This is a genomic window from Isoptericola sp. NPDC057191, from assembly GCF_042670225.1.
In the GTDB taxonomy this organism is placed as follows: Bacteria; Actinomycetota; Actinomycetes; order Actinomycetales; family Cellulomonadaceae; genus Isoptericola.
On the sequence record NZ_JBHUWC010000062.1, the window covers coordinates 1 to 19,472 of the forward strand.

The following is a 19,472-nucleotide window of genomic DNA, read 5'->3' on the forward strand; positions in this document are numbered from 1 at the left end:
AGGCCGTCCTCGGGGTCGGTGGACGGCGGCACGGGCCCCACGCCGACGCCGCCGAGCACCTCCGTCCACGACCACTCCTCCCGCCCGCCCAGCTCGAGGTACTCGAACTGGGTGGGGGCGAGGCCCGCCTGGATCTCGGCGTAGCGCCCGCCGCCCGGCGAGAGCCACTCCTGCCAGTGCTGCGAGCCGCGGCCCGTGCCCCAGCAGAACAGCTTGCACGCGGCCAGCCGGGGGGTGCTGGCGTGGATCAGGCCGCGTCCCGTCGGCGCCACCGCCATGACCCAGGGGACGTCGGTGCCGCGGCAGTCGACGAAGTAGTCGGCCGCGTCGGCGTGGCGACCCGGGCGGGTGATGTCGACGTCGCCTCGCCACGGAGCCGTGATCCCCGTGAGGCCTGCGGTGTAGTCGGAGAGGTAGGTGGTGCGCGAGGCGGCGAAGACCCGCGTGTCGTCCTCCTCGGGCACGGCGACGTTGGTCCACCAGTAGATCGGTACCGGGGTGTCCGCCGGGTTGGTCAGGCGCACGTGCACCGCGAGCATCGTCGCGTCGTGGCCCAGGTGGACGTCGATCTGGAGCACGACGCCGCGCACCCGCTCGAGCTCCCACATCCGGAGCCCGGGCGCGCCGTCCGGGCCGGTCACGACAGCCGCGTGCAGCGGCGAGCACGTCGTGGGCGAGTGCCCGCGGGTCCCGATATTGAACTCGACACCCCCGGCGAACCACGCGTCGCGCAGCGCGAGGTTGGCGGGCTGCAGCACCCGGTTCGCGTAGACCAGGTCCGTATCCGTGGGTACGTCGACGAGCGACCAGACCCGCCCGCCGAGCGCCGGTACGACGGTCGCCCGCAGGTGCTCGTTCTCCAGCACGACGACGTCGAGGCGGCCCGGCGTCCGCTGCCGGTCGTAGTCGGACTGCGGGTGGTACGGGTACACCCACGGCGGTGGTGCGGCCCCGACCCGGTCGGCGACGTCTGCCGGCACGGTGTCGCGGTCCGGGGCGAGGACGGGCACCTTCTCCGGTGCGAGCGGCGGGAACGGGCCCTCCGCACCGAGCGTCGCGACGGGCAGCTCCATCGTCTCGTGCCGCAGGGTCGTGGTCATCGGCGTCCTCCCGGGATGCTGGCCACGCGTCGCCGTCGAGCGCGTCCGCCGCGGCACGAGCATCCCATGCGCCGGCCGCGGGACGTCAGGCGCCGGCGTCCTCGACCAGGGCGACGGCGGTGTCCAGGCAGTGCAGCGCGCTGGGCGGGTCGACCCGCACGAGGGTGAACGCGCTGATCACCAGAGCCGTGCAGACGTCGGCGAGCCGGGCCGCCTCGGAGCTCTGCGCAGGGGGGAGGGCGGCCGCGACCCCGCGGGCGAGGGCGTCGTGCAGCTCGGCGCGGTAGTCGGCCACGGTCTGGCGGACGGCGTCGTCGCGGGCCAAGGGCGAGCTGGACGTGTTGACGAGCAGGCAGCCCGAGGTCCCCTGGACCTCGTCCGCCCGGGCAAGCGCGGCGCGCAGGTCCGTGAGGTAGGAGCGCAGGGCCCCGGGAGGGACGGGGTCGGCGACGAGGGGACGCAGGCGGGGCCGGACGACCTCGTCGAGGTAGCTCTGCACGGCGGCGTCGAACAGCCCACGCTTGGAGCCGAAGGCGTGGTAGATGCTCGACCGGTTCAGCCCGGTGGCCTGTTCGAGGGCGGGCACGGACGCCTCGGCGTAGCCGTCGCGCCAGAAGACCTCGCGGGCGGCGCGGACCGCGTGCTCGGTCTCGAACCCCTGCGTCCTGCCCATCGTGCCTCCCGGTTTGTGGAACGGTCGGTACAACTCTATGTTGTAAACCGAACGTTTCAGAAAACGGCAGGCGTCGGGTCACCCGACGGGCAGACAAGGAGCCTCGGATGATCGTCACGGGACTGGTCCTGGCGGGAGTCGCCGCCGCGCTCCACGTGTACATCTTCTGGCTCGAGTCGCTCGCGTGGACCACGCCCCGGGCGCGCGCCACGTTCGGCACCACCGAGGCTGAGGCCGCCGCGACGCGTGAGCTCGCCTTCAACCAGGGCTTCTACAACCTGTTCCTCGCCGTCGTGAGCGCGGTCGGCATCGTCCTCGTCGCGGTCGGCTCCACCGCCGCCGGCGCGGCGCTCGTGCTCGCCGGGACGGGAAGCATGCTGGCCGCCGCCCTCGTCCTGTTCCTGTCCTCGCCCGACAAGCGTGGCGCGGCGCTCAAGCAGGGCACCGTGCCGCTGCTCGCCGTCGTCGCGCTCGTCGTCGGGCTCGCGTCCTGACCGGGCGCCACCGTTCCTCCCTGCACCGGAAAGAAGGCTCTGCCCCGCATGTCCTCGATCGTCTCCACCCAGGTCCAGCTCGCCGCCCGCCCCACCGGGTGGCCCGTACCGGACGACTTCCGCACCGTCCAGGTCTCCTACGGGGACCTGGAGCCCGGCCAGGTGCGCGTGGCCAACGAGTTCGTCTCCGTCGACCCGTACATGCGCGGCCGGATGAACGACGTCAAGAGCTACGTGCCGCCCTTCGCGCTCGGGGAGACCATGACCGGCGGTGCGGTCGGACGCGTCGTCGAGTCCGCGTCCGACGACGTCCCGGTGGGCGCGGTGGTGCTGCACCAGCACGGCTGGCGCGACGTGGTGCAGGAGGACGCGCGCGGCTTCCAGGTCGTGCCGGAGCTGCCGGGCGCGCCGCTGTCGCTGCACCTGGGCATCCTCGGCATGACGGGGCTCACGGGCTACGTCGGCCTCACCGCGATCGCGGGCATGCAGCCGGGTGACACCGTCTTCGTCTCGGGGGCTGCCGGCGCGGTCGGCACGGCGGCGGGCCAGATCGCGCGGCTGCTCGGCGCCGGACGGGTGGTCGGCTCCGCCGGGTCGCCGGAGAAGGTCGACCTCCTCACGTCCAAGTACGGGTACGACGCCGCCCTGAACTACAAGGACGCGCCCGTGCGCGAGCAGCTCCCGGCCCTCGTGCCCGACGGGGTCGACGTCTTCTTCGACAACGTCGGCGGCGACCACCTCACCGCCGCGCTCGACGTCATGAACGACGGCGGCCGCGTCGCGCTGTGCGGCGCCATCGCCGGCTACAACACCACCGACCGGCTGCCCGGCCCGGACAACATGCCGAACCTCATCACCCGCGGGCTGCGCCTGCAGGGCTTCACCCTCGGTGGCTACCTCCACCACGCCGCGGAGTACCGCGAGCTCATGAGCGGCTGGTTCGCCGACGGGAAGGTCGCCTACGACGAGACCGTCGTCGACGGCATCGAGAACGCGCCGCAGGCGTTCATCGACATGATGCGTGGCGCCAACACCGGCAAGATGGTCGTCCGCACGGCGCGCTGAGCCCTCAGCCCCGCTCGGCCGCCCGGGCCACGAACACCCACTCCAGCCCCGGGCGGTCGGGCGCGTCGCGCACCTGCTCGACGACGTAGCCGGCGTCCTCCAGCGACGTGGTGAGCTCGTCGTGGTCGCGGAAGCGCAGCGTGGAGTCGGAGTGCAGCACGCGTCCGTCGGCCAGGACCGTCGTGTCGTGGAAGGTCACCAGCGCGCCGGCGACGTCCGTCACCTCGGTCCACGACTCCACGACGCCGAAGCCCGGCACGTCCGCGCGCACGAAGGTCCGCTCACGCGTCCAGCCCTCCCATGCGCGCCGCGCGGGGTCGCGGGTCTCGAACACCAGGTGCCCGCCCGGTGCCAGCGCGGCACGGACACCGCGGAGGGTCGCCGCCCAGTCGTCGTCGGTGCGGAAGACCTGCGCGACGTTCGCCGTCATGGTCGCGAGGTCCACCTCCAGGGGCGGCAGGGCGGTGGCGTCCCCGTGCAGCCAGCGCACCCGCTCGGCGCCGGGCTTGCCACGCGCGACGTCGAGCGACGCGCCCGCCGGGTCCACGCCCACGACGTCGAACCCCTGCGCGGCGAGCAGGACGGCGAACGTGCCGGTGCCGCAGCCGACGTCGAGCACGCGGCGCGCCCCGAACTGGCGCGCGAGCGCCACGTAGGCGTCGAGGTCGCTGCGGTCCGGGTCCAGCGGGTCGTAGAGCCGGGCCAAGGTGGGGTCGGCGAAGATCGCGTCGGGCACGGGTCGACCGTAGGCGCCACCCGTGCCGGCGACCAGAGAATTCCCGGTGCCCGGTTCAGCGCAGCCGGGTGTGCGTCATGACCCAGTTCACCGGGGCCCAGCTGTCGCCGCCGTCGAACGAGAAGTCCTGCTCCCACCGCGGGTGGTCCGTGGCGGTGTCGAGCCAGCGGAAGCGCGCGAGCAGCGTGCGGCCGTCGTGCTCGAACGGGCCGACGAAGACGCCGACGCCGTCCGTGAACCGTCCCTCGACCGGCGGGTCGAGCTCGCCAGGGTTGCTGGTCGACGCCCACCAGATCCGCCACACGTCCCGCGCGGGGTCGTAGAGCCGCAGGCTGTGACCGCTGAAGCGCGTCCCGTCCGGCAGGGTGCCCGCCGTGTCGTCCGCGTTGCCCAGCCCGTCGAGGATGTGGGCGACGGTCGCCTCGGTCTCGAACTCGGTCCAGGTGTCCGAGGGGCCCGCCGGGTTCAAGGAGTCGCCGCGGCGGCGGTGGCGCACCCCCCAGGCTCCGACGAGGAAGTCGAAGTCGTGCATCGAGCCCATGAGTCCTCCAGGTCGAGAGAGCGTCGGGACCCCATCGTGGGGGGTGCCGCCGACACGGCGGTCCTCAGGCGTGCAGTGCCTGCTCGACATCCTCGACGATGTCGCGGGGGTCCTCCAGCCCGATCGACAGCCGCACGGTGGTCTCGGCGATGCCGACCTTGGCGCGGCCCTCGGGGCCGAGCTTGCGGTGGGTGGTGGTGGCGGGGTGCGTGATGATCGACTTCGCGTCGCCGAGGTTGTTGGAGATGTCGACGATCTGGAGGGCGTCGAGGAAGGCGAACGTGCGCTTCTTCGCCGCCTCCGGGTCGGTCCCCTCCGGGACGGCGAGGTCGAACGTCACGACCGTGCCGCCGCCGGACTGCTGCGACCGTGCGAGCTCGTGCTGCGGGTGCGACGGCAGGTACGGGTAGCGCACGGTCGCGATCTGGTCGAGGCCCTCGAGGGTCGTGGCGATCTCCAGCGCGGCGGCGTTCTGCGCGCGCACGCGCAGGTCGAGCGTCTCCAGGCCCTTGGCCAGCACCCAGGCGTTGAACGGGCTGAGCGACGGGCCGGTGTTGCGGATGAAGGTCTGGACCGGGCCCTCGAGGAACTCCTTCGGCCCGAGGATCGCCCCGCCCAGCACGCGGCCCTGGCCGTCGATGTGCTTGGTCGCCGAGTAGACGACGATGTCGGCCCCGAGCGTCAGCGGCTGCTGCAGGATCGGCGTGGCGAACACGTTGTCCACCACGACCTGCGCGCCGGCGGCGTGCGCCAGCTCGGCCACGCGCCGCACGTCGACGAGGTCCTGCATGGGGTTGGACGGCGACTCGAAGAAGACGACGTCGGCCGGAGTGGCCAGCGCCTCCTCCCACTGGGACAGCACGTGGCCGTCCACGTAGTCGACCCGCACGCCCCACTTCGCGAGGATCTCCTCGTAGATGACGTTCGTGGAGCCGAACAGGGCGCGCGCGGAGACGATGCGCGACCCGCTGGAGACCAGCGCGGCGAGCGTCGTGAAGACCGCCGACATGCCGGAGGCCGTCGCGTAGCAGGCCTCCGCGCCCTCCAGCAGCCGCAGCCGCTCCTCGAACGTGTGCACCGTCGGGTTGCCGTACCGGGAGTAGATGAAGCGGGACAGGTCGCCCGTGAACGACGCCTCCGCGTCGGCCGCCGTGTCGTACACGTATCCCTGCGTGAGGAACAGCGCCTCCGACGTCTCCTGGTACTCCGAGCGGCGGTGCCCGCCGCGGACGGCGAGCGTCGCGGGCCGGGCGGTCGCGGGCAGAGGTCCGCGGCCGGAGCCGCCGTGCACGACGTCGTCGGCGGCCGGGCCCGTGGGGATGCCGGCGGCGCTCACGCGCGGACCCCGGTCGCCGGGGCGCCGTCGGCGTAGGTGCGCCAGGGCAGGCCGCGCACCTTCCAGCCCTCGCGGTCGCGGACGCCGTCGAAGCCGGGGCCGCCCTCGAAGCCCTCGAGCACGTTGTACGCCGGTCCGAGGCCGGCCGACGTGGCGAGGCGGGCGGCGCCGATCGAGCGCTGGCCCGAGCGGCACAGGAAGACGACGGGTGCGCCCGCGCTCAGGCCCGCGGCGGCGAGGTCGGCGAGAAATCCAGGGTTCGGGCGTCCGCCGGCCTGCACCCACTCCACGAACACGGCCGGCGCTCCGGCTGCGGTCGTGTCGGGCACGCCGATCGCCCGCCACTCGCCCTCGGTGCGCACGTCCACGAGGACGGCGGCCGGGTCGGCGGCGAGCAGGTCCCACGCCTGCTGCGGGGTGAGGTCGCCGGCGTAGCCGTCGGCGGGGCGGGGGTCGATCTGGGGCGTCATCGCGTTCCTCCCATCGGTCGTGGCGGTAGCACCCTCGTCCGGCCCGTCCGTCGCCACCAGGGCGACGACCGGCCCGCGGGTTGCTGCGGCGTCGACGTGCCACGTCACTCGGCCGCTCGGGATGGTCGTGGCGATCGTACGACAGCTGTCCGCGTGGTGGTCACGCGTCTCGCGACGCGAGCCGAGTCGCCATGCTCCCGGCGCGCACGGGTCAAAGATGGGTAAAGTGATAGCGACTTCTCCCGCCGGAGCGGAAGGCCCACCATGAAGATCGTCGACACCGTCAGGCAGTGGTTCCACCGGGAACGGCCCGAGCCGCTGGAACGGCCGCGCGACCTGCCTCCGCGTCCCGCGCGCGGGCGCCCGCACGACGGGTCGTACCCGCACGAGGGGCCGTACCCCCAGGGCGCCGACAACGTGCTCGGCTGGCGCGACGGCGGGGGCGGGGCGTTCTGACCGGGGACGCGCGCCCGGGCGTGGCGCGTGACGACGCTCAGCCGAGCGGCAGGACGTAGCCGAGGAACTCGTCGTCGCGCACGAAGCCCTCGTCCTCGTACAGCGACTGCGCCCGGGAGTTGGTCCGCGCGGTGCTCAGGGCCACGTGCCGCGCGCCGGCCGCGCGGGCGGCGTCCGCCACGGCGCGCACGAGGGCGCGGCCCGCGCCGGTCCCGCGCGCGGCCGGGTCGACGAACAGGTCGTTGAGCGTCCACGTGAGCCGGAGGCCGAGCGAGGAGAACGTGGGGTAGACCTGCGCGAGCCCGACGGCCTGGTCGCCGGACTCCGCGAGGAACAGCACGCTCTCGCCGGCCTCGAGCCGTGCCGCGAGGAAGGCGCGCGCCCGCTCCGGCGGGTGCGTGGTGCCGTAGAAGTCGAGGTAGCCGAGGAACAGGGGCAGTGCGACGTCGACGTCGGACGTCGCGGCACGGCGCACGGTGAGCGGGGCCGGGGGGAGTGCGGAGACCATGCGCGGACTGTGGCGGGCGCCGGCCCCCGCCGCCAGGTGGTGACCGCATCGTGAGAAAGGCGTCCCATCGCTTGACGACGCCTCGCGGCGCCCGCACGATAGCCACAGGTCATGAGTGCCAGCGCGAAGCCCCGGCTCGCTGGCCGGCAACCCTCCTCTCGCGGCGGGGTGCCCCGGGTGACGACCTGGCCCCGCGCCGTCCGGCGTCGGGCAAGCGCGGGGAGCCACCTCCCCGGCACGACCGAGGAGGACCACGCATGACCACGCTCGCCACCGCGCCCGCCCCGGCGCCCACCACGCCCGCTCCAGCACCCACCGCCCGGCCCGTGCACGACGTCGCGCCCGTGCTGCCCGTCGTCGGCGCGGACACGCTCGTGCCGCTCGTCGACGGCCGCCAGGTGCCGTACGCCAACCTCGACGTCGCGGCGTCTGCCCCCGCGCTGCAGGCCGTCGCCGACCGCGTCGCTCGCGTGCTTCCGCTGTACGCCAGCGTGCACCGCGGCGCCGGCTACCTCTCGCAGGTCTCCACCGCGCTCTACGAGACCGCCCGCCGCACGATCGGGGCGTTCGTGGGCGCGCGCGACGACGACCTCACGATCGTCACCCGCAACACCACGGACTCGCTCAACCTGCTCGCCGGCTGCGTGCCCGCCGACCCGGCGACGGGCGAGCCGGGACGCGTCCTCGTGCTCGACATCGAGCACCACGCCAACCTCCTGCCCTGGCAGCGCGCCACCGACGCGACCGTCGTCGCGGGCGGACCGTCCGTCGCCGCGACGCTGGCCGAGATCCAGGACGAGCTCGCCGCCGGCGTGGCCACCGGCCGCCCCTACGCCCTCCTCGCCCTCACCGGCGCGTCCAACGTCACGGGCGAGGCGCTGCCCGTCGCCGACGTCGTCGCCGCGGCGCACGGCGCGGGCGCCCGGGTCGTGCTCGACGGCGCGCAGCTGGTGCCGCACCGCCGCTTCTCGCTCGCGGACACCGGCGTCGACTACGTCGCCTTCTCCGGGCACAAGACCTACGCCCCGTTCGGTGCCGGCGCCCTCGTCGGCCGCCGCGACTGGCTCGACGCGGGCACGCCGTACCTCGCCGGCGGTGGCGCCGTCCGCCGGGTGCGCACCGCGAGCACCGACTGGCACGAGGGCCCGGCCCGGCACGAGGCCGGCTCGCCCAACGTCGTGGGCGCCGTCGCGCTCGCGGTGGCGTGCGACGAGCTCGCGGGCCTGGACGAGCGCGCCGCCACGGAGCACGAGGACGCCCTGCGCCGCCGCCTGGTCGGCGGGCTGGAGGCGATCGACCGCGTCGATGTCGTGCACGTGTGGGACGACGCCGTCGACCCCGTGGGGGTCGTCACCTTCACCGTCGCCGGCTACGACCCCGGCCTGGTCGCCGCGTACCTGTCGGCCGAGCACGGCATCGGCGTGCGGGACGGGCGCTTCTGCGCGCACCCGCTGCTCGGTCGCCTCGGGTTCGACGCCGGGGCGGTGCGGGCGTCGGTCGGGCTCGGGACCGCGGGCGAGGAGGTCGAGCGGCTCGTCGGCGCCGTGCGCTCCCTCGTCGTCGACGGGCCGCAGGCGCAGTACGACGTGGTGGACGGCCTGTGGGTCGTCGTCGGCGATCCGCGTCCCGTGCCCGACGGGTCCGGGCTGGAGGGCCTGCTCGCCACCGCCGCGCTGGGCGCCGACGAGGCGTTCGGCTGCCTGCCCGACGACGTCTGACCGAGCCTGCCTGCGGGCATGACGACGGGGCGCCACCCGCGTGGTGACGCCCCGTCGTCGTGGGCGGGTCAGCCCTTGAAGGCGTCCTTCGTGTCGTCGCCCGCCTGCTTGAGGTTCGCGCTGGACTGCTGAGCCTTGCCCTCGGCCTCTTTCTTCTCGTTGTCGGTGAGCTTGCCCGCTGCCTCCTTGACCTTGCCCTCGCCCTCTTCCGCGAGGTGCTTGGCCTTGTCTCCCAGTCCCATCGGGGCTCCTTCCGTCGAACGAACTACCTCAGGTCTCGACGCTAGGTCTGCTCGTGGGTGCTCGCACGCGGAGGCGCCGACGCTCACCAGACCGGTGGGTGGCGGTCCGCCCAGCGCAGCCGGTCCTCGAGCTGGGCGGCGATCGCGAGCAGCGTGGTCTCGCCGCCGGGCCGCCCGATCAGCTGGACACCCATCGGCAGGCCGTCGTCGGTCCAGCGCGTGGGTACCGTGATCGCGGGCAGGCCGGCCACGTTGAGCATCGACGTCCAGGGCGTGTACTGGCACTGCTGCTCGAAGTTGCGCTCGGGGTCCTCGGGGTCGAACCAGCCCACCGGTCGGGGGGTCAGGGCCAGCGCGGGGGTCACGACGGCGTCGAACCGCGACACCTGCGCCACCAGCCGGCGCTCGAACGCGGTGAGTGCCCGCAGCGCCTCGGCGAGCTGCCGCGCGGGCACCTCGCGGCCGCGCCCGATCAGCCAGCGGGTGAGCGGCTCCAGCCGGGCGAGCCGCTCCGGGTCGTCGAGCGGCACCGCGGAGGCGCCCGCCATCCACAGGGTCCGGAAGGCGGGGCCGTACGTCGGGGCCGGTTCGAGCGCCAGGCCCTCGACCTCGTGCCCGAGGCCGGTGAGGGCCCCGACACCCGCGTCGAGCGCTGCCCGCGCGGCGTCCGACGTCGTGATCTCGTAGAAGTCGTCCCACGCGGAGTCCGTGGTGACGCCCACGCGGAACCGGCCCTGGACGTCCTCGCCACCGCTGCCCGCCACCTCGCCACGCCGCGCCGCCGCCAGGTAGTCGCCGGCGCGCGCGGACGGCGCGCGGAGGGTCAGGGGGTGGGCCACCCGGCCGTCGGGCGTCCAGCCGAGCATGCCCTCGAGCAGCAGCGCGGTGTCCTCGGTCGTGCGGGCGAGGGGTCCGTTCACCACGAGCCCGCCCAGGGACTCCTGCCCCGACCCGGCGGGGACCAGGCCGCGGCTCGGCTTCAGCCCGACGACGCCGCACGCGGCCGCGGGGATGCGGACGGACCCACCACCGTCCGACCCGGCCGCGCACGGCAGCAGCCCCGCCGCGACCGCCACGGCCGCGCCCCCGCTCGACCCGCCCGCCCCGAGGCGCAGGTCCCACGGGTTGCGGGCCACCGGCCCGGCGAGCGGCTCGGTGTAGGCGGGGAAGCCGAGCTCGGGGGCGGTCGTGCGGCCGAGGCTGACCATGCCGGCGGCGTCGAGCACCTCGACGATCTCGTCGCTCACCGGCGGGACGACGGCGTCGGCACCGGAGAAGGCGCGCGAGCCGAACCCGGCGGGGACGCCGGCCCGCATCCACAGGTCCTTGTCGCCGCCCGGCAGCCCCCACAGGAGCGCCCGGCCGTGCGCGCCGTCGTGCTCGAGCACGGCGGCCCGCTCGCGCGCCGCCTCGGGCGTGACGGTGACGAAGGCGCCGAGGTCGGGGTTGGCGCGCTCGATCCGCGCCAGGTAGTGGTCGGCCACCTCGGTGGGGGTGAGCTCGCCCGAGCGCAGGTGCTCGCGGAGCCGGGCGGCCGTCATCTCGTGCAGGGCGTCCATGCCCCCATCCTGCGCCGAACCCGGGCGACGTTCGGGATGCGGTCGGTGTCCGGACGTCGTGCCGGGTTCGGCGAGGATGGGCGGGTGACCCACGACCTCGTCCTCGCCGGACACGGCGTCCGGCTCGAGCCGCTCGGCCCGCAGCACGCCGCCGCACTGCTCCCCCTGGTGGATGCCGACCTCTGGTTCGGCATGACGTCGCCCGTCCCCACCTCGGTGGCCGACCTGGAGGCCTGGATCGAGGCGGGCGTCGCCACGCCCGGGACGACGGCGTTCGTCGTGCTCGGCGACGACGGCACGGTCCGCGGGTCCACCCGCTACTACGACCTCGCTCCCGGGCCGGGGCGCGTCGAGATCGGCACCACGTTCTACGGGCGCGCCTGGTGGGGCGGCACCACGAACCCGGCGTGCAAGCTGCTCCTGCTGCGGCACGCGTTCGACGTGTGGGGGCTGCGGCGGGTCGCGCTGCGCGCGGACGCCCGCAACACCCGGTCGTGCGCGGCCATCCAGCGCCTCGGCGCGAAGCCGGAAGGGGTGCTGCGCAAGCACCGGGTCGCCGCCGACGGCACGGTCGGGGACACCGCGTACTTCTCGATCGTCGACGACGAGTGGCCCGACGTCCGCGCGGGGCTCGAGGCGCGTCTGGCGTAGCCCTCCGCGCGGGCGTCACCGCAGCAGCGGGGCCACCTCCTGGCCGAGGAACGCCGCGAAGCCGTCGAGGTCCGGCTCGTCCAGGGTCGGCTGCACCACCACGGTGGAGACGCCGAGGTCGGCGTACCGGCGCAGGCCCTCGGCGACCTCCTCGGCGGAGCCCCACGTCGCGTGGTCGGCGAGGGTCTCGTCGGACGACGCGTCGACGTCCCACCGCGCCAGGGAGCGGCGCAACCGGTCGGCCGCCCCGGCGCCGGTGGCGACCTGCGCGAAGGCGACCGTCCGGAACGGGTGCTCGGCGTCCGGGCCGGAGTCGCCGACCGGTGGCAGGCCGGCGGCGGCACGGCCCTCGTCGAGCAGCGCGACGGCGTGTCGCGCTCCCGAGACGCCGGTGTCGCCGTCGATGACGACGCCTTGGGCGACCTCGCCGACCAGCCGCAGCGTCTTCGGCCCCTTCGCCGCGGCGAGCACCGGGGGAGCGGAGGCGGGCGGCCAGTCGAGGGCGACGTCCTGCAGGGTGACGTAGCGGCCCGACGTCGTGACGCGCTCGCCGGCCAGCAGGGCCCGCAACGCGGTGACCTGCTCGCGCATGAGCGTCAGCGGAGAGGCGACGCGCGCCCCGACCTGCCCCATCCAGTCCTGCACGCCGTGCCCGACGCCGGGCAGGAACCGGCCGGGGAACATGCCGTCGAGCGTCGCCGTCTCCATCGCCGTGAGCGCGACGTTCCGCAGCGGCAGCGGCATCACACCGATCCCGACGGTCAGCCGCTCGGTGGCGGACAGCATCGCCGCCGCAGCGCTGGGGCCGGACTCGAGGAAGCAGTCCTCCCACAGCCACACCTCGTCGAGGCCGGCGGCCTCCGCCGTGCGGGCGAACGGGACGAACCGCGAGGGCGGGTTGCCGTAGGGGGCGAGGATGCAGCCGAGGGTCACCATGCGCCGATCCTGCCGCAACCCGCGCGCCGAGGTAGCACCAGACGTGCCGAGGTAGCACGAGAGGTGCCGAGGTAGTGGACTACCTCGGCACCTCTCGAACTACCTGGGCACCTTGGGAACTACCTCGGCACCTCTCGGACTACCTCGGCAGCTCGGGAACTACCTCGGCAGGCGGGTCAGAGCGGCGTGACGGTACCGCGGAAGTGCTGGCGGCCGCGCGCGCCGTTCCATCCGACGTAAGCGAACCCGCTCGTGTCGCCGCCCGGGGCTGCCTGGGCGTCCTGGGCACCCGGGGCACCTGCGGCGTCCGGGGTGACGGCCACGTCGACGGTGCCCGGAAGGAGCACGGGCGACGCGAACTCGACGGTCCACCGGTAGGCGTCCCCGCGGGCGTGCCCGACGTCGGCCAGCGCGCGGGCGGCGGTGTACATGCCGTGCGCGATGGCACGGGGGAACCCGAACGCCTTGGCGGACAGGGCCGACAGGTGGATCGGGTTGCGGTCGCCGGACACCGCGCCGTAGGCACGACCGGTGCCAGGACCGAGGGCCCAGCGGCCGGTGGGCAGCGGCGGCGTCCAGGTGCCCGCCGGGGCGCGGTCCTCCGCGCCGTCCGCCTCCTCGGGAGCGGCGGCGTCCGACGCCTCCGCCTCGGCCGTCCACGGCAGGTGGAAGCCCTTCGCGAGATACGTCGAGACGCCGCGCCACACGGGCGTGCCCGCGGGGTCGTCCTGGCGCCGCACCTCGGCCACCAGGTCCACCTGCACACCTCGCTTGTGGGGGCGGAGGTTCTCGGCCCACGCACGCACCTCGAGCACGTCACCGAGGGTCACGGGTCCTCGCAGCACGACGTCGTTCGCGAGGTGCACCATGCCCAGGAGCGGCAGCGGGAAGTCGCCGCGGACCATGACCGCCGTCGCCAGCGGGAAGGCGAGCACGTGCAGGTAGCCCGCGGGCAGCACGTCGGTCACCGGCTCGTGCAGCAGCCGCTGGTAGTCGTGCAGGTGGTGGGCGAGGTCGGCCGTCGGCACCCCGGTGACGCGGTAGACGACGTCGGGCAGCGTGAGGGCGGGCTCCTCGCCGCCGCCGTCGCCGGACCGTCCCTGGCCGATGACGGGCAGCCCCGGCATCGCACGGCCGGCGGCGATGCGTCCGGACGCGGCGGCCCCGCGCGCGTAGAGGCCGCCGAGCGCCGGCAGGGTCGGCAGGGTCTCCACGCGCAGCGGCTCGCCGGCGCTGGTGGCCGGCGCGGCCGCCGTCACCGCCCCACCAGGTTCTGCCCGCACACGCGCAGCACCTGCCCGTTGACGCCTGCCGCCGCGGGGGAGCACAGGAACGCGATCGCCTCGGCGACGTCGACCGGCTGCCCGCCCTGCTGCAGCGACGACACCCGGCGCGCCACCTCGCGGGTGGCGAACGGGATCGACGCCGTCATCTCGGTCTCGATGAAGCCCGGCGCCACCGCGTTCGCCGTGCCGCCCCGGGCGGCGACCAGCGGCGCGGTGGCGCGCGTGTGCCCGATGACGCCTGCCTTGGAGAACGCGTAGTTGGTCTGGCCCTTGTTGCCGGCGATGCCGGAGGTCGAGGCGAGCGAGACGATCCGCAGGCCGTCCACGCCGTCGTCGCCGTCGCTGCCCAGCAGCTGGTCGTTGATCCGCAGCTGCGCCTCGAGGTTGACGGCGATCACCGCGTCCCACTGCGCCGGCTTCATGTTGGCGAGCAGCTTGTCGCGCAGGATCCCCGCGTTGTGCACCACGATGTCGAGCCCGCCGTGCCGGGTGCGCGCGTGCTCGAGGATGCGGCGGCCCGCGTCCTGCGCCGTGACGTCGAGCTGGAGCGTGGTGCCGCCCACGGCGTTCGCGGTGCGGGCCAGCCCCTCGCCGGCGGCGGGGACGTCCACGCACACGACGGTGGCGCCGTCGCGGGCCAGCGCCTTCGCGATCGCGGCACCGATGCCCCGCGCCGCGCCGGTGACCACGGCGACCTTCCCGGCCAGCGGGCGGTCCCAGTCGCCGGGCAGGTCGGCCTGCGCCGGCCCGACGGGCAGCAGCTGCCCGTCCACGTACGCCGAGCGGGCGGACAGGAAGAAGCGCAGCGTCGCGAGGGCCGACGGGGCGTCGACGGCAGCGCCGTCGGTGAGCACGACGCCGTTGCCGGTGGCGCCTGCGCGCAGCTCCTTGGCGAGCGAGCGCAGGAAGCCGTCCACCCCGTTGCGGGCGGCGGCCAGCGCGGGCGCGTCGCCGGCGGCGGCCTCGCGGGACACGGTCACCACGCGGCCGTTGGTGGCGAGGCGGCGCAGCACCGACCCGACGGAGAGGACCGCCTCGGAGACGTCGGTGGGCCGGGCGGACCCGGTGAGCACGAGGAGGACGGCGCCCCAGCGGGCGTCGTCGGAGGGCTGGCGCCGCACGTCGAGGCCCCAGCCCAGGAGCTCCTTGGCGAGGAGGTCGGCGTCGCCGGTGGAGGCGGCGTCGGAGACGACGAGCACGGGGCCGACGGTCAGCGGGTCGCCCGCGCGAAAGCGCCGCAGCACGGCGGGCCGCGGCAGGCCCAGCTTGGTGGCGAGCGTCTTCGTGAAGCCCGAGTTGACGGCCTTGGTGTAGGAGTCGGTCACGGGGTCCCCTCTCAGACGGACTCGACGACGGCGGTGGCGCCGAGGCCGCCCGCGGCGCAGATGGAGATGAGGGCGCGGGCCGGCTTGCCGGTCTCCGCGGCCTTCGCTGCGACCAGCTTCGCCGCGGTGGCGAGGATGCGCCCGCCGGTGGCGGCGAACGGGTGCCCCGCGGCGAGCGAGGAGCCGTTGACGTTGAGCCGGTCGCGGTCGATGCTCCCGAGCGGCTCGTCGAGCCCGAGCTCGGCCTTGCAGTAGTCGGGGTCCTCCCAGGCGGCGAGCGTCGTGAGGACGGTCGACGCGAACGCCTCGTGGATCTCGTAGAAGTCGAAGTCGTCCAGCGCGAGCCCGTTGCGGGCGAGCAGGCGCGGCACGGCGTGCACGGGCGCCATGAGCAGCCCGTCGTGGCCGTGCACGAAGTCGACGGCCGCGGTCTCCGCGTCGACGAGGCGGGCGAGGACCGGCAGGTCGCGCTCGGCGGCCCACTCGGCGGACGACAGCAGCACGGTGGAGGCGCCGTCGGTCAGCGGGGTGGAGTTGCCGGCGGTCATCGTGGGCTCGGCGGGCTCGGCCAGACCGCGGCCGAAGACCGGCTTGAGCCCGGCGAGCTTCTCCAGCGAGGTGTCGGCGCGCAGGTTGTCGTCGCGGGTCAGGCCACGGAACGGCGTGACGAGGTCGTCGAAGAAGCCTGCGTCCCACGCGGCGGCGAGGTGCTGGTGGCTGGCGAGGGCGATCTCGTCCTGCGCGGCCCGGGAGATGCCCCAGCGCGCCGTCGTGATCGCCTGGTGCTCGCCCATCGACAGGCCGGTGCGCGGCTCGTCGGTGGCGGGGGTGAGCGGCTTGAGGTCGGAGGGGCGTACCTTCGCGAAGGCCTTGAGGCGGGCCTGGAGCGTCTTCGCGTGCGAGGCGTCGAGCAGCGCGCGGCGCAGCCCCTCGCTCACCGCGACGGGGGCGTCGGAGATGGTGTCCGTGCCCCCGGCGATGCCGGACTCGATCTGGCCGAGGCGGATCTTGTTGGCCACGGTGATGGCGGCCTCGAGGCCGGTGGCGCAGGCCTGCTGGAGGTCGAAGGCGGGCGTCTGGGGGGACAGCGAGGAACCGAGGACGGACTCGCGCACGAGGTTGAAGTCGCGGGAGTGCTTGAGCACGGCGCCGCCGACGACCTCGCCGATGCGCTCGCCCTGGAGGCCGAAGCGCGCGACGAGCCCTTCGAGGGCGGCGGTGAACATCTCCTGGTTGGAGGCGTCGGCGTACTTCTTCCCGGCCCGCGAGAACGGGATGCGGTTGCCGCCCACGATCACGGCGTCCCGCACGGTCGGCTTCGCGGCACGGGGGGTCCGGGACGTGCTCGGGGAGGAGCCGTCGGACGGCTTGCGTGTAGCCACAGGTAGATCCTTCACTCCGTCGGTCAGGTAGGACTCACAGTACCTGATACTCTCAGTCCCGTGAGACGAGTCACAAGGTGCGGCCGATGACGGCCGCAGAACAGCTCGACGCCCGCTCGAACCCGGATTCTCGACCGGCCCTCGACGGTCGGTCGACCCGGTGGGACGACCATCGTGCCGCGCGACGGGCCCAGCTCGTCAACGCGGCGCGCAAGGCCGTCCACCGCGGGGGGCCGGGGGTCTCCATGGACGAGATCGCCGGCGAGGCGGGCACGTCCAAGTCGATCGTCTACCGGTACTTCGAGGACAAGGCAGGGTTGCGGCTCGCCGTGGCCGCGCACGTCGTCGCGACGATGCACGACGCCCTCCGCGAGGCCGCCGAGGCGGCGCCGACGCCGCACGCCGCGCTGCGCGCCATGGTCCGCGTGTACCTCGAGATGATCGAGCACTCGCCCAACGTCTACTGGTTCGTGACGCGCACCGCCATCGGCGGCAACGAGCCCGCCCCCGGGGCCGCCGGCACCGGGCAGGCCGAGGCGCTGGGTGCGTACCTCGACTCCGTCATCGAGCTGGTCGCCGAACCGTTCGCGCGCGCCGTCCACGTCGCTCCGGCGCTCGCGGCGGCGTGGGCGGCCGGTGCCGTCGGCTTCGTCCGCGGCGCCGGCGAGTGGTGGCTCGGTCACGACGGCGCCGGCCGCCTCACCCGGGAGGAGCTCACCGAGCAGGTGACCCTGTGGCTGTGGACCGGCCCCGTCGGCGTCCTCCACCACGAGGGCGCCACGCCTCTCGCGACCTCTCCGACCCCCGACCCCGCACAACCGCAGGAGCACCGATGACCACGACGTCCGACCGTCCCGTGACGCACGCGCCCGCCGCGCACCAGGGGTCCGCAGGCAAGCCGACGCCCCGCGTCGACGTCGCGGGCCTGTCCGAGCAGCTGCTCGGCCGGTGGCCGGAGTGGCGCCGCCACGCCCGTGCCCGCTCGACCGACCCGACCTTCTGGAAGGACGAGTCGCTGTCGATGGCGGAGCACCGCGAGCGGGTGCTCGAGCAGATGCGCCTCCTCGCGAACGCGGACGAGAAGCACCAGGTGTGGCTGGCGTTCCCCGAGCGGCTCGGCGGCGGCGACTCGCCGGGCGCCAACCTGGCGGGCTTCGAGGAGCTCGTGGTGGCCGACCCGTCGCTGCAGATCAAGGCGGGCGTCCAGTGGGGCCTGTTCGCCTCGGCGATCCTGCACCTCGGGACGCCGGAGCAGCAGGACCGCCTGCTGCCCGGGGCGATGGACCTCTCGGTGCCGGGCGCGTTCGCGATGACGGAGATCGGGCACGGCTCGGACGTCGCCTCGGTCGCCACGACGGCCACGTACGACCCGGAGACGGAGGAGTTCGTCATCCACACGCCGTTCCGCGCGGCGTGGAAGGAGTACCTGGGCAACGCGGCCGCGCACGCCACGGCGGCGACCGTCTTCGCGCAGCTGGTCACGAACGGCGTCAACCATGGCGTGCACTGCTTCTACGTCCCGGTCCGCGACCCGGAGACCATGGAGTTCCTCCCCGGCATCAGCGGGCACGACGACGGGCTCAAGGGAGGCCTGCGCGGCGTGGACAACGGTCGCCTGGCGTTCGACCACGTGCGCGTCCCCCGCACGGACCTGCTGGCCCGCTACGGCGCCGTCGCCGCGGACGGCACGTACTCGTCGTCGATCGACAGCCCCGGTCGCCGCTTCTTCACCATGCTCGGCTCGCTGGTGCAGGGACGCGTCTCGCTGGACGGTGCGGCCTCGACGGCGTCCAAGCTCGGGCTCGCCATCGCCGTGCGGTACGGCGCGGAGCGCCGCCAGTTCACGTCGGCGTCGCCGATCGAGGAGACGGTGCTGCTCGACTACGCGACGCACCGCCGCCGCCTGTTCCCGCGCATCGCCGAGACGTACGCGACGCACTTCGCGCACGACCGCCTGCTCGACCTTTTCGACGACGTGTTCTCCGGGGCGAAGGACACCCCCGAGCACCGCGAGGACCTGGAGACGATGGCGGCGGCGCTCAAGGCGACGTCGACGACGTTCGCGCTCGAGACGCTGCAGGAGGCGCGCGTCGCGTGCGGCGGCGCCGGGTTCATCACCGAGAACCGCATCACGAGCCTGCACCACGACCTGGACGTGTACGCCACGTTCGAGGGCGACAACACGGTGCTGCTGCAGCTCGTCGCCAAGCGCCTCGTGGGCGACTACGCGAAGGCCCTCAAGGGCGCCACGTCGACGCCGGCGGGCATCGCGCGGTTCGTGGTCGACCGCGCCGCGGACACCGCGCTGCACCGCACCGGGCTGCGCCGAGCCGGGCAGGCCATCGCGGACGCGGGCGACCCGCGTCGTGCCGCCGGGCACCTGCGCGACGCCGAGACCCAGCGCGAGCTGCTCGCCGACCGCGTCGCGACGATCGTCGAGGAGGTCGCCATGGCCCTGCGCCCCGCGCAGAAGGCCGACCCGGTGACCGCCGCGCGGATCTTCGACGAGAACCAGGTGCAGCTCCTCGAGGCGGCCCGGGCGCACGCGGACCTGCTGCGCTGGTCGGCGTTCACCGACGCGCTGGAGCAGGTCGAGGACCCGGGCACCCGCCGGGTCATGACCTGGGTGCGGGACGTCTTCGGGCTCACCCTGATCGAGCGCAACCTCGCCTGGTACCTGATCCACGGGCGCCTGTCGGCGCAGCGCGCGCGCACGGTGACCTCGTACGTCGACCGCCTGCTCGACCGCCTGCGCCCGCACGCCGTCGACCTGGTCGACGCGTGGGGCTACGGGCAGGAGCACCTGCGGGCCGTGATCGCGTCGGGCATCGAGGCCGAGCGGCAGGACGAGGCGCGGGCGTACTACGCGCAGCAGCGGGCCGACGGCACCGCGCCGGTCAGCGAGAAGGCGCTGAAGAAGCAGCGGCGCGGCTGAGCCGGCCGGCCCGGCTGATCCGTCGCCGGACGCCGGAGGGGGCCCGTCGAGACCTGGTC

General features: G+C 74.6%; 20 protein-coding genes and 1 riboswitch. Of the genes, 7 read left to right on the top strand and 13 right to left on the bottom strand.

Features of this window, described 5'->3' with window-relative positions; translation table 11 throughout:
- On the bottom strand, positions 1-1,100 hold a 1,100-nt coding region (locus tag ACFT55_RS10090), incomplete at its 3' end, for a DUF5107 domain-containing protein (protein WP_380243688.1).
- Positions 1,101-1,185: 85 nt separating this feature from the next.
- On the bottom strand, positions 1,186-1,773 hold the full coding sequence (locus tag ACFT55_RS10095; protein WP_380243689.1) for a TetR/AcrR family transcriptional regulator: 588 nt from the start codon (positions 1,771-1,773) through the stop codon (positions 1,186-1,188).
- Positions 1,774-1,880: 107 nt separating this feature from the next.
- Between ACFT55_RS10095 and ACFT55_RS10100 the strand changes: the two genes are divergently transcribed.
- A complete protein-coding gene (locus tag ACFT55_RS10100; RefSeq protein ID WP_380243690.1) occupies positions 1,881-2,267 on the top strand; it encodes a DUF1304 domain-containing protein in 387 nt (128 codons plus the stop codon).
- 48 nt (positions 2,268-2,315) lie between these two features.
- The gene (locus ACFT55_RS10105) at positions 2,316-3,332 is read left to right on the top strand and encodes an NADP-dependent oxidoreductase (protein ID WP_380243691.1); all 1,017 of its coding nucleotides are present in this window, start codon (positions 2,316-2,318) and stop codon (positions 3,330-3,332) included.
- Positions 3,333-3,336: 4 nt separating this feature from the next.
- Here the strand turns inward: ACFT55_RS10105 and ACFT55_RS10110 are convergent, their stop codons facing one another.
- The 4 genes from ACFT55_RS10110 to ACFT55_RS10125 form a co-directional block, all read right to left on the bottom strand.
- The gene (locus ACFT55_RS10110) at positions 3,337-4,068 is read right to left on the bottom strand and encodes a class I SAM-dependent methyltransferase (RefSeq protein WP_380243692.1); all 732 of its coding nucleotides are present in this window, start codon (positions 4,066-4,068) and stop codon (positions 3,337-3,339) included.
- Positions 4,069-4,123: 55 nt separating this feature from the next.
- Entirely contained in the window at positions 4,124-4,609 is a 486-nt protein-coding gene (locus tag ACFT55_RS10115; protein ID WP_380243694.1) for a hypothetical protein, read from the bottom strand.
- A gap of 64 nt (positions 4,610-4,673) precedes the next feature.
- Positions 4,674-5,900, bottom strand: a complete 1,227-nt coding sequence (locus tag ACFT55_RS10120) for an O-succinylhomoserine sulfhydrylase (RefSeq protein WP_380243708.1) — start codon at positions 5,898-5,900, stop codon at positions 4,674-4,676.
- Positions 5,901-5,941: 41 nt separating this feature from the next.
- Positions 5,942-6,415 carry a rhodanese-like domain-containing protein gene (locus ACFT55_RS10125; RefSeq protein WP_380243695.1) on the bottom strand — a complete coding sequence of 158 codons (474 nt, stop codon included), beginning with the start codon at positions 6,413-6,415 and terminating at the stop codon, positions 5,942-5,944.
- Between the two features lie 264 nt (positions 6,416-6,679).
- Here ACFT55_RS10125 and ACFT55_RS10130 point away from each other — a divergent pair, with 264 nt between their 5' ends.
- Positions 6,680-6,871 (top strand): hypothetical protein, encoded by a 192-nt coding sequence (locus ACFT55_RS10130; protein ID WP_380243696.1) that lies wholly within the window; start codon positions 6,680-6,682, stop codon positions 6,869-6,871.
- 37 nt (positions 6,872-6,908) lie between these two features.
- Here ACFT55_RS10130 and ACFT55_RS10135 read toward each other — a convergent pair whose 3' ends face one another.
- Positions 6,909-7,379 carry a GNAT family N-acetyltransferase gene (locus tag ACFT55_RS10135; protein ID WP_380243697.1) on the bottom strand — a complete coding sequence of 157 codons (471 nt, stop codon included), beginning with the start codon at positions 7,377-7,379 and terminating at the stop codon, positions 6,909-6,911.
- 107 nt (positions 7,380-7,486) lie between these two features.
- Positions 7,487-7,602: riboswitch (SAM riboswitch) on the top strand.
- 34 nt (positions 7,603-7,636) lie between these two features.
- Here ACFT55_RS10135 and ACFT55_RS10140 point away from each other — a divergent pair.
- Positions 7,637-9,097: an aminotransferase class V-fold PLP-dependent enzyme gene (locus ACFT55_RS10140; RefSeq protein WP_380243698.1), complete on the top strand. Its 1,461-nt coding sequence runs from the start codon at positions 7,637-7,639 to the stop codon at positions 9,095-9,097.
- Between the two features lie 68 nt (positions 9,098-9,165).
- Here ACFT55_RS10140 and ACFT55_RS10145 read toward each other — a convergent pair whose 3' ends face one another.
- The gene (locus ACFT55_RS10145) at positions 9,166-9,339 is read right to left on the bottom strand and encodes a CsbD family protein (RefSeq protein ID WP_380243699.1); all 174 of its coding nucleotides are present in this window, start codon (positions 9,337-9,339) and stop codon (positions 9,166-9,168) included.
- Positions 9,340-9,422: 83 nt separating this feature from the next.
- Positions 9,423-10,898, bottom strand: a complete 1,476-nt coding sequence (locus ACFT55_RS10150) for an amidase (protein WP_380243700.1) — start codon at positions 10,896-10,898, stop codon at positions 9,423-9,425.
- Between the two features lie 84 nt (positions 10,899-10,982).
- Between ACFT55_RS10150 and ACFT55_RS10155 the strand changes: the two genes are divergently transcribed.
- On the top strand, positions 10,983-11,549 hold the full coding sequence (locus ACFT55_RS10155; RefSeq protein ID WP_380243701.1) for a GNAT family N-acetyltransferase: 567 nt from the start codon (positions 10,983-10,985) through the stop codon (positions 11,547-11,549).
- 15 nt (positions 11,550-11,564) lie between these two features.
- Here ACFT55_RS10155 and ACFT55_RS10160 read toward each other — a convergent pair whose 3' ends face one another.
- The 4 genes from ACFT55_RS10160 to ACFT55_RS10175 all read right to left on the bottom strand — a co-directional run bounded on the left by ACFT55_RS10160 (position 11,565) and on the right by ACFT55_RS10175 (position 16,478).
- Positions 11,565-12,485, bottom strand: a complete 921-nt coding sequence (locus ACFT55_RS10160; protein WP_380243702.1) for an LLM class flavin-dependent oxidoreductase — start codon at positions 12,483-12,485, stop codon at positions 11,565-11,567.
- Between the two features lie 176 nt (positions 12,486-12,661).
- Complete coding sequence (locus ACFT55_RS10165; RefSeq protein WP_380243703.1) at positions 12,662-13,744, bottom strand: MaoC family dehydratase; 1,083 nt, start codon at positions 13,742-13,744, stop codon at positions 12,662-12,664.
- Entirely contained in the window at positions 13,741-15,096 is a 1,356-nt protein-coding gene (locus ACFT55_RS10170; protein ID WP_380243704.1) for a 3-oxoacyl-ACP reductase, read from the bottom strand. Before ACFT55_RS10170 ends, ACFT55_RS10165 begins: the two co-directional genes overlap by 4 nt.
- Before the next feature lie 11 nt (positions 15,097-15,107).
- Entirely contained in the window at positions 15,108-16,478 is a 1,371-nt protein-coding gene (locus ACFT55_RS10175) for an acetyl-CoA C-acetyltransferase (RefSeq protein ID WP_380243705.1), read from the bottom strand.
- Between the two features lie 86 nt (positions 16,479-16,564).
- Here ACFT55_RS10175 and ACFT55_RS10180 point away from each other — a divergent pair, with 86 nt between their 5' ends.
- Together ACFT55_RS10180 and ACFT55_RS10185 are read left to right on the top strand one after the other, a co-directional pair.
- Positions 16,565-17,314, top strand: a complete 750-nt coding sequence (locus ACFT55_RS10180) for a TetR/AcrR family transcriptional regulator (protein WP_380243706.1) — start codon at positions 16,565-16,567, stop codon at positions 17,312-17,314.
- The gene (locus tag ACFT55_RS10185) at positions 17,311-19,413 is read left to right on the top strand and encodes an acyl-CoA dehydrogenase (protein ID WP_380243707.1); all 2,103 of its coding nucleotides are present in this window, start codon (positions 17,311-17,313) and stop codon (positions 19,411-19,413) included. The genes ACFT55_RS10180 and ACFT55_RS10185 overlap by 4 nt, the downstream gene beginning before the upstream one ends.
- The last annotated feature ends 59 nt before the right edge of the window (positions 19,414-19,472 follow it).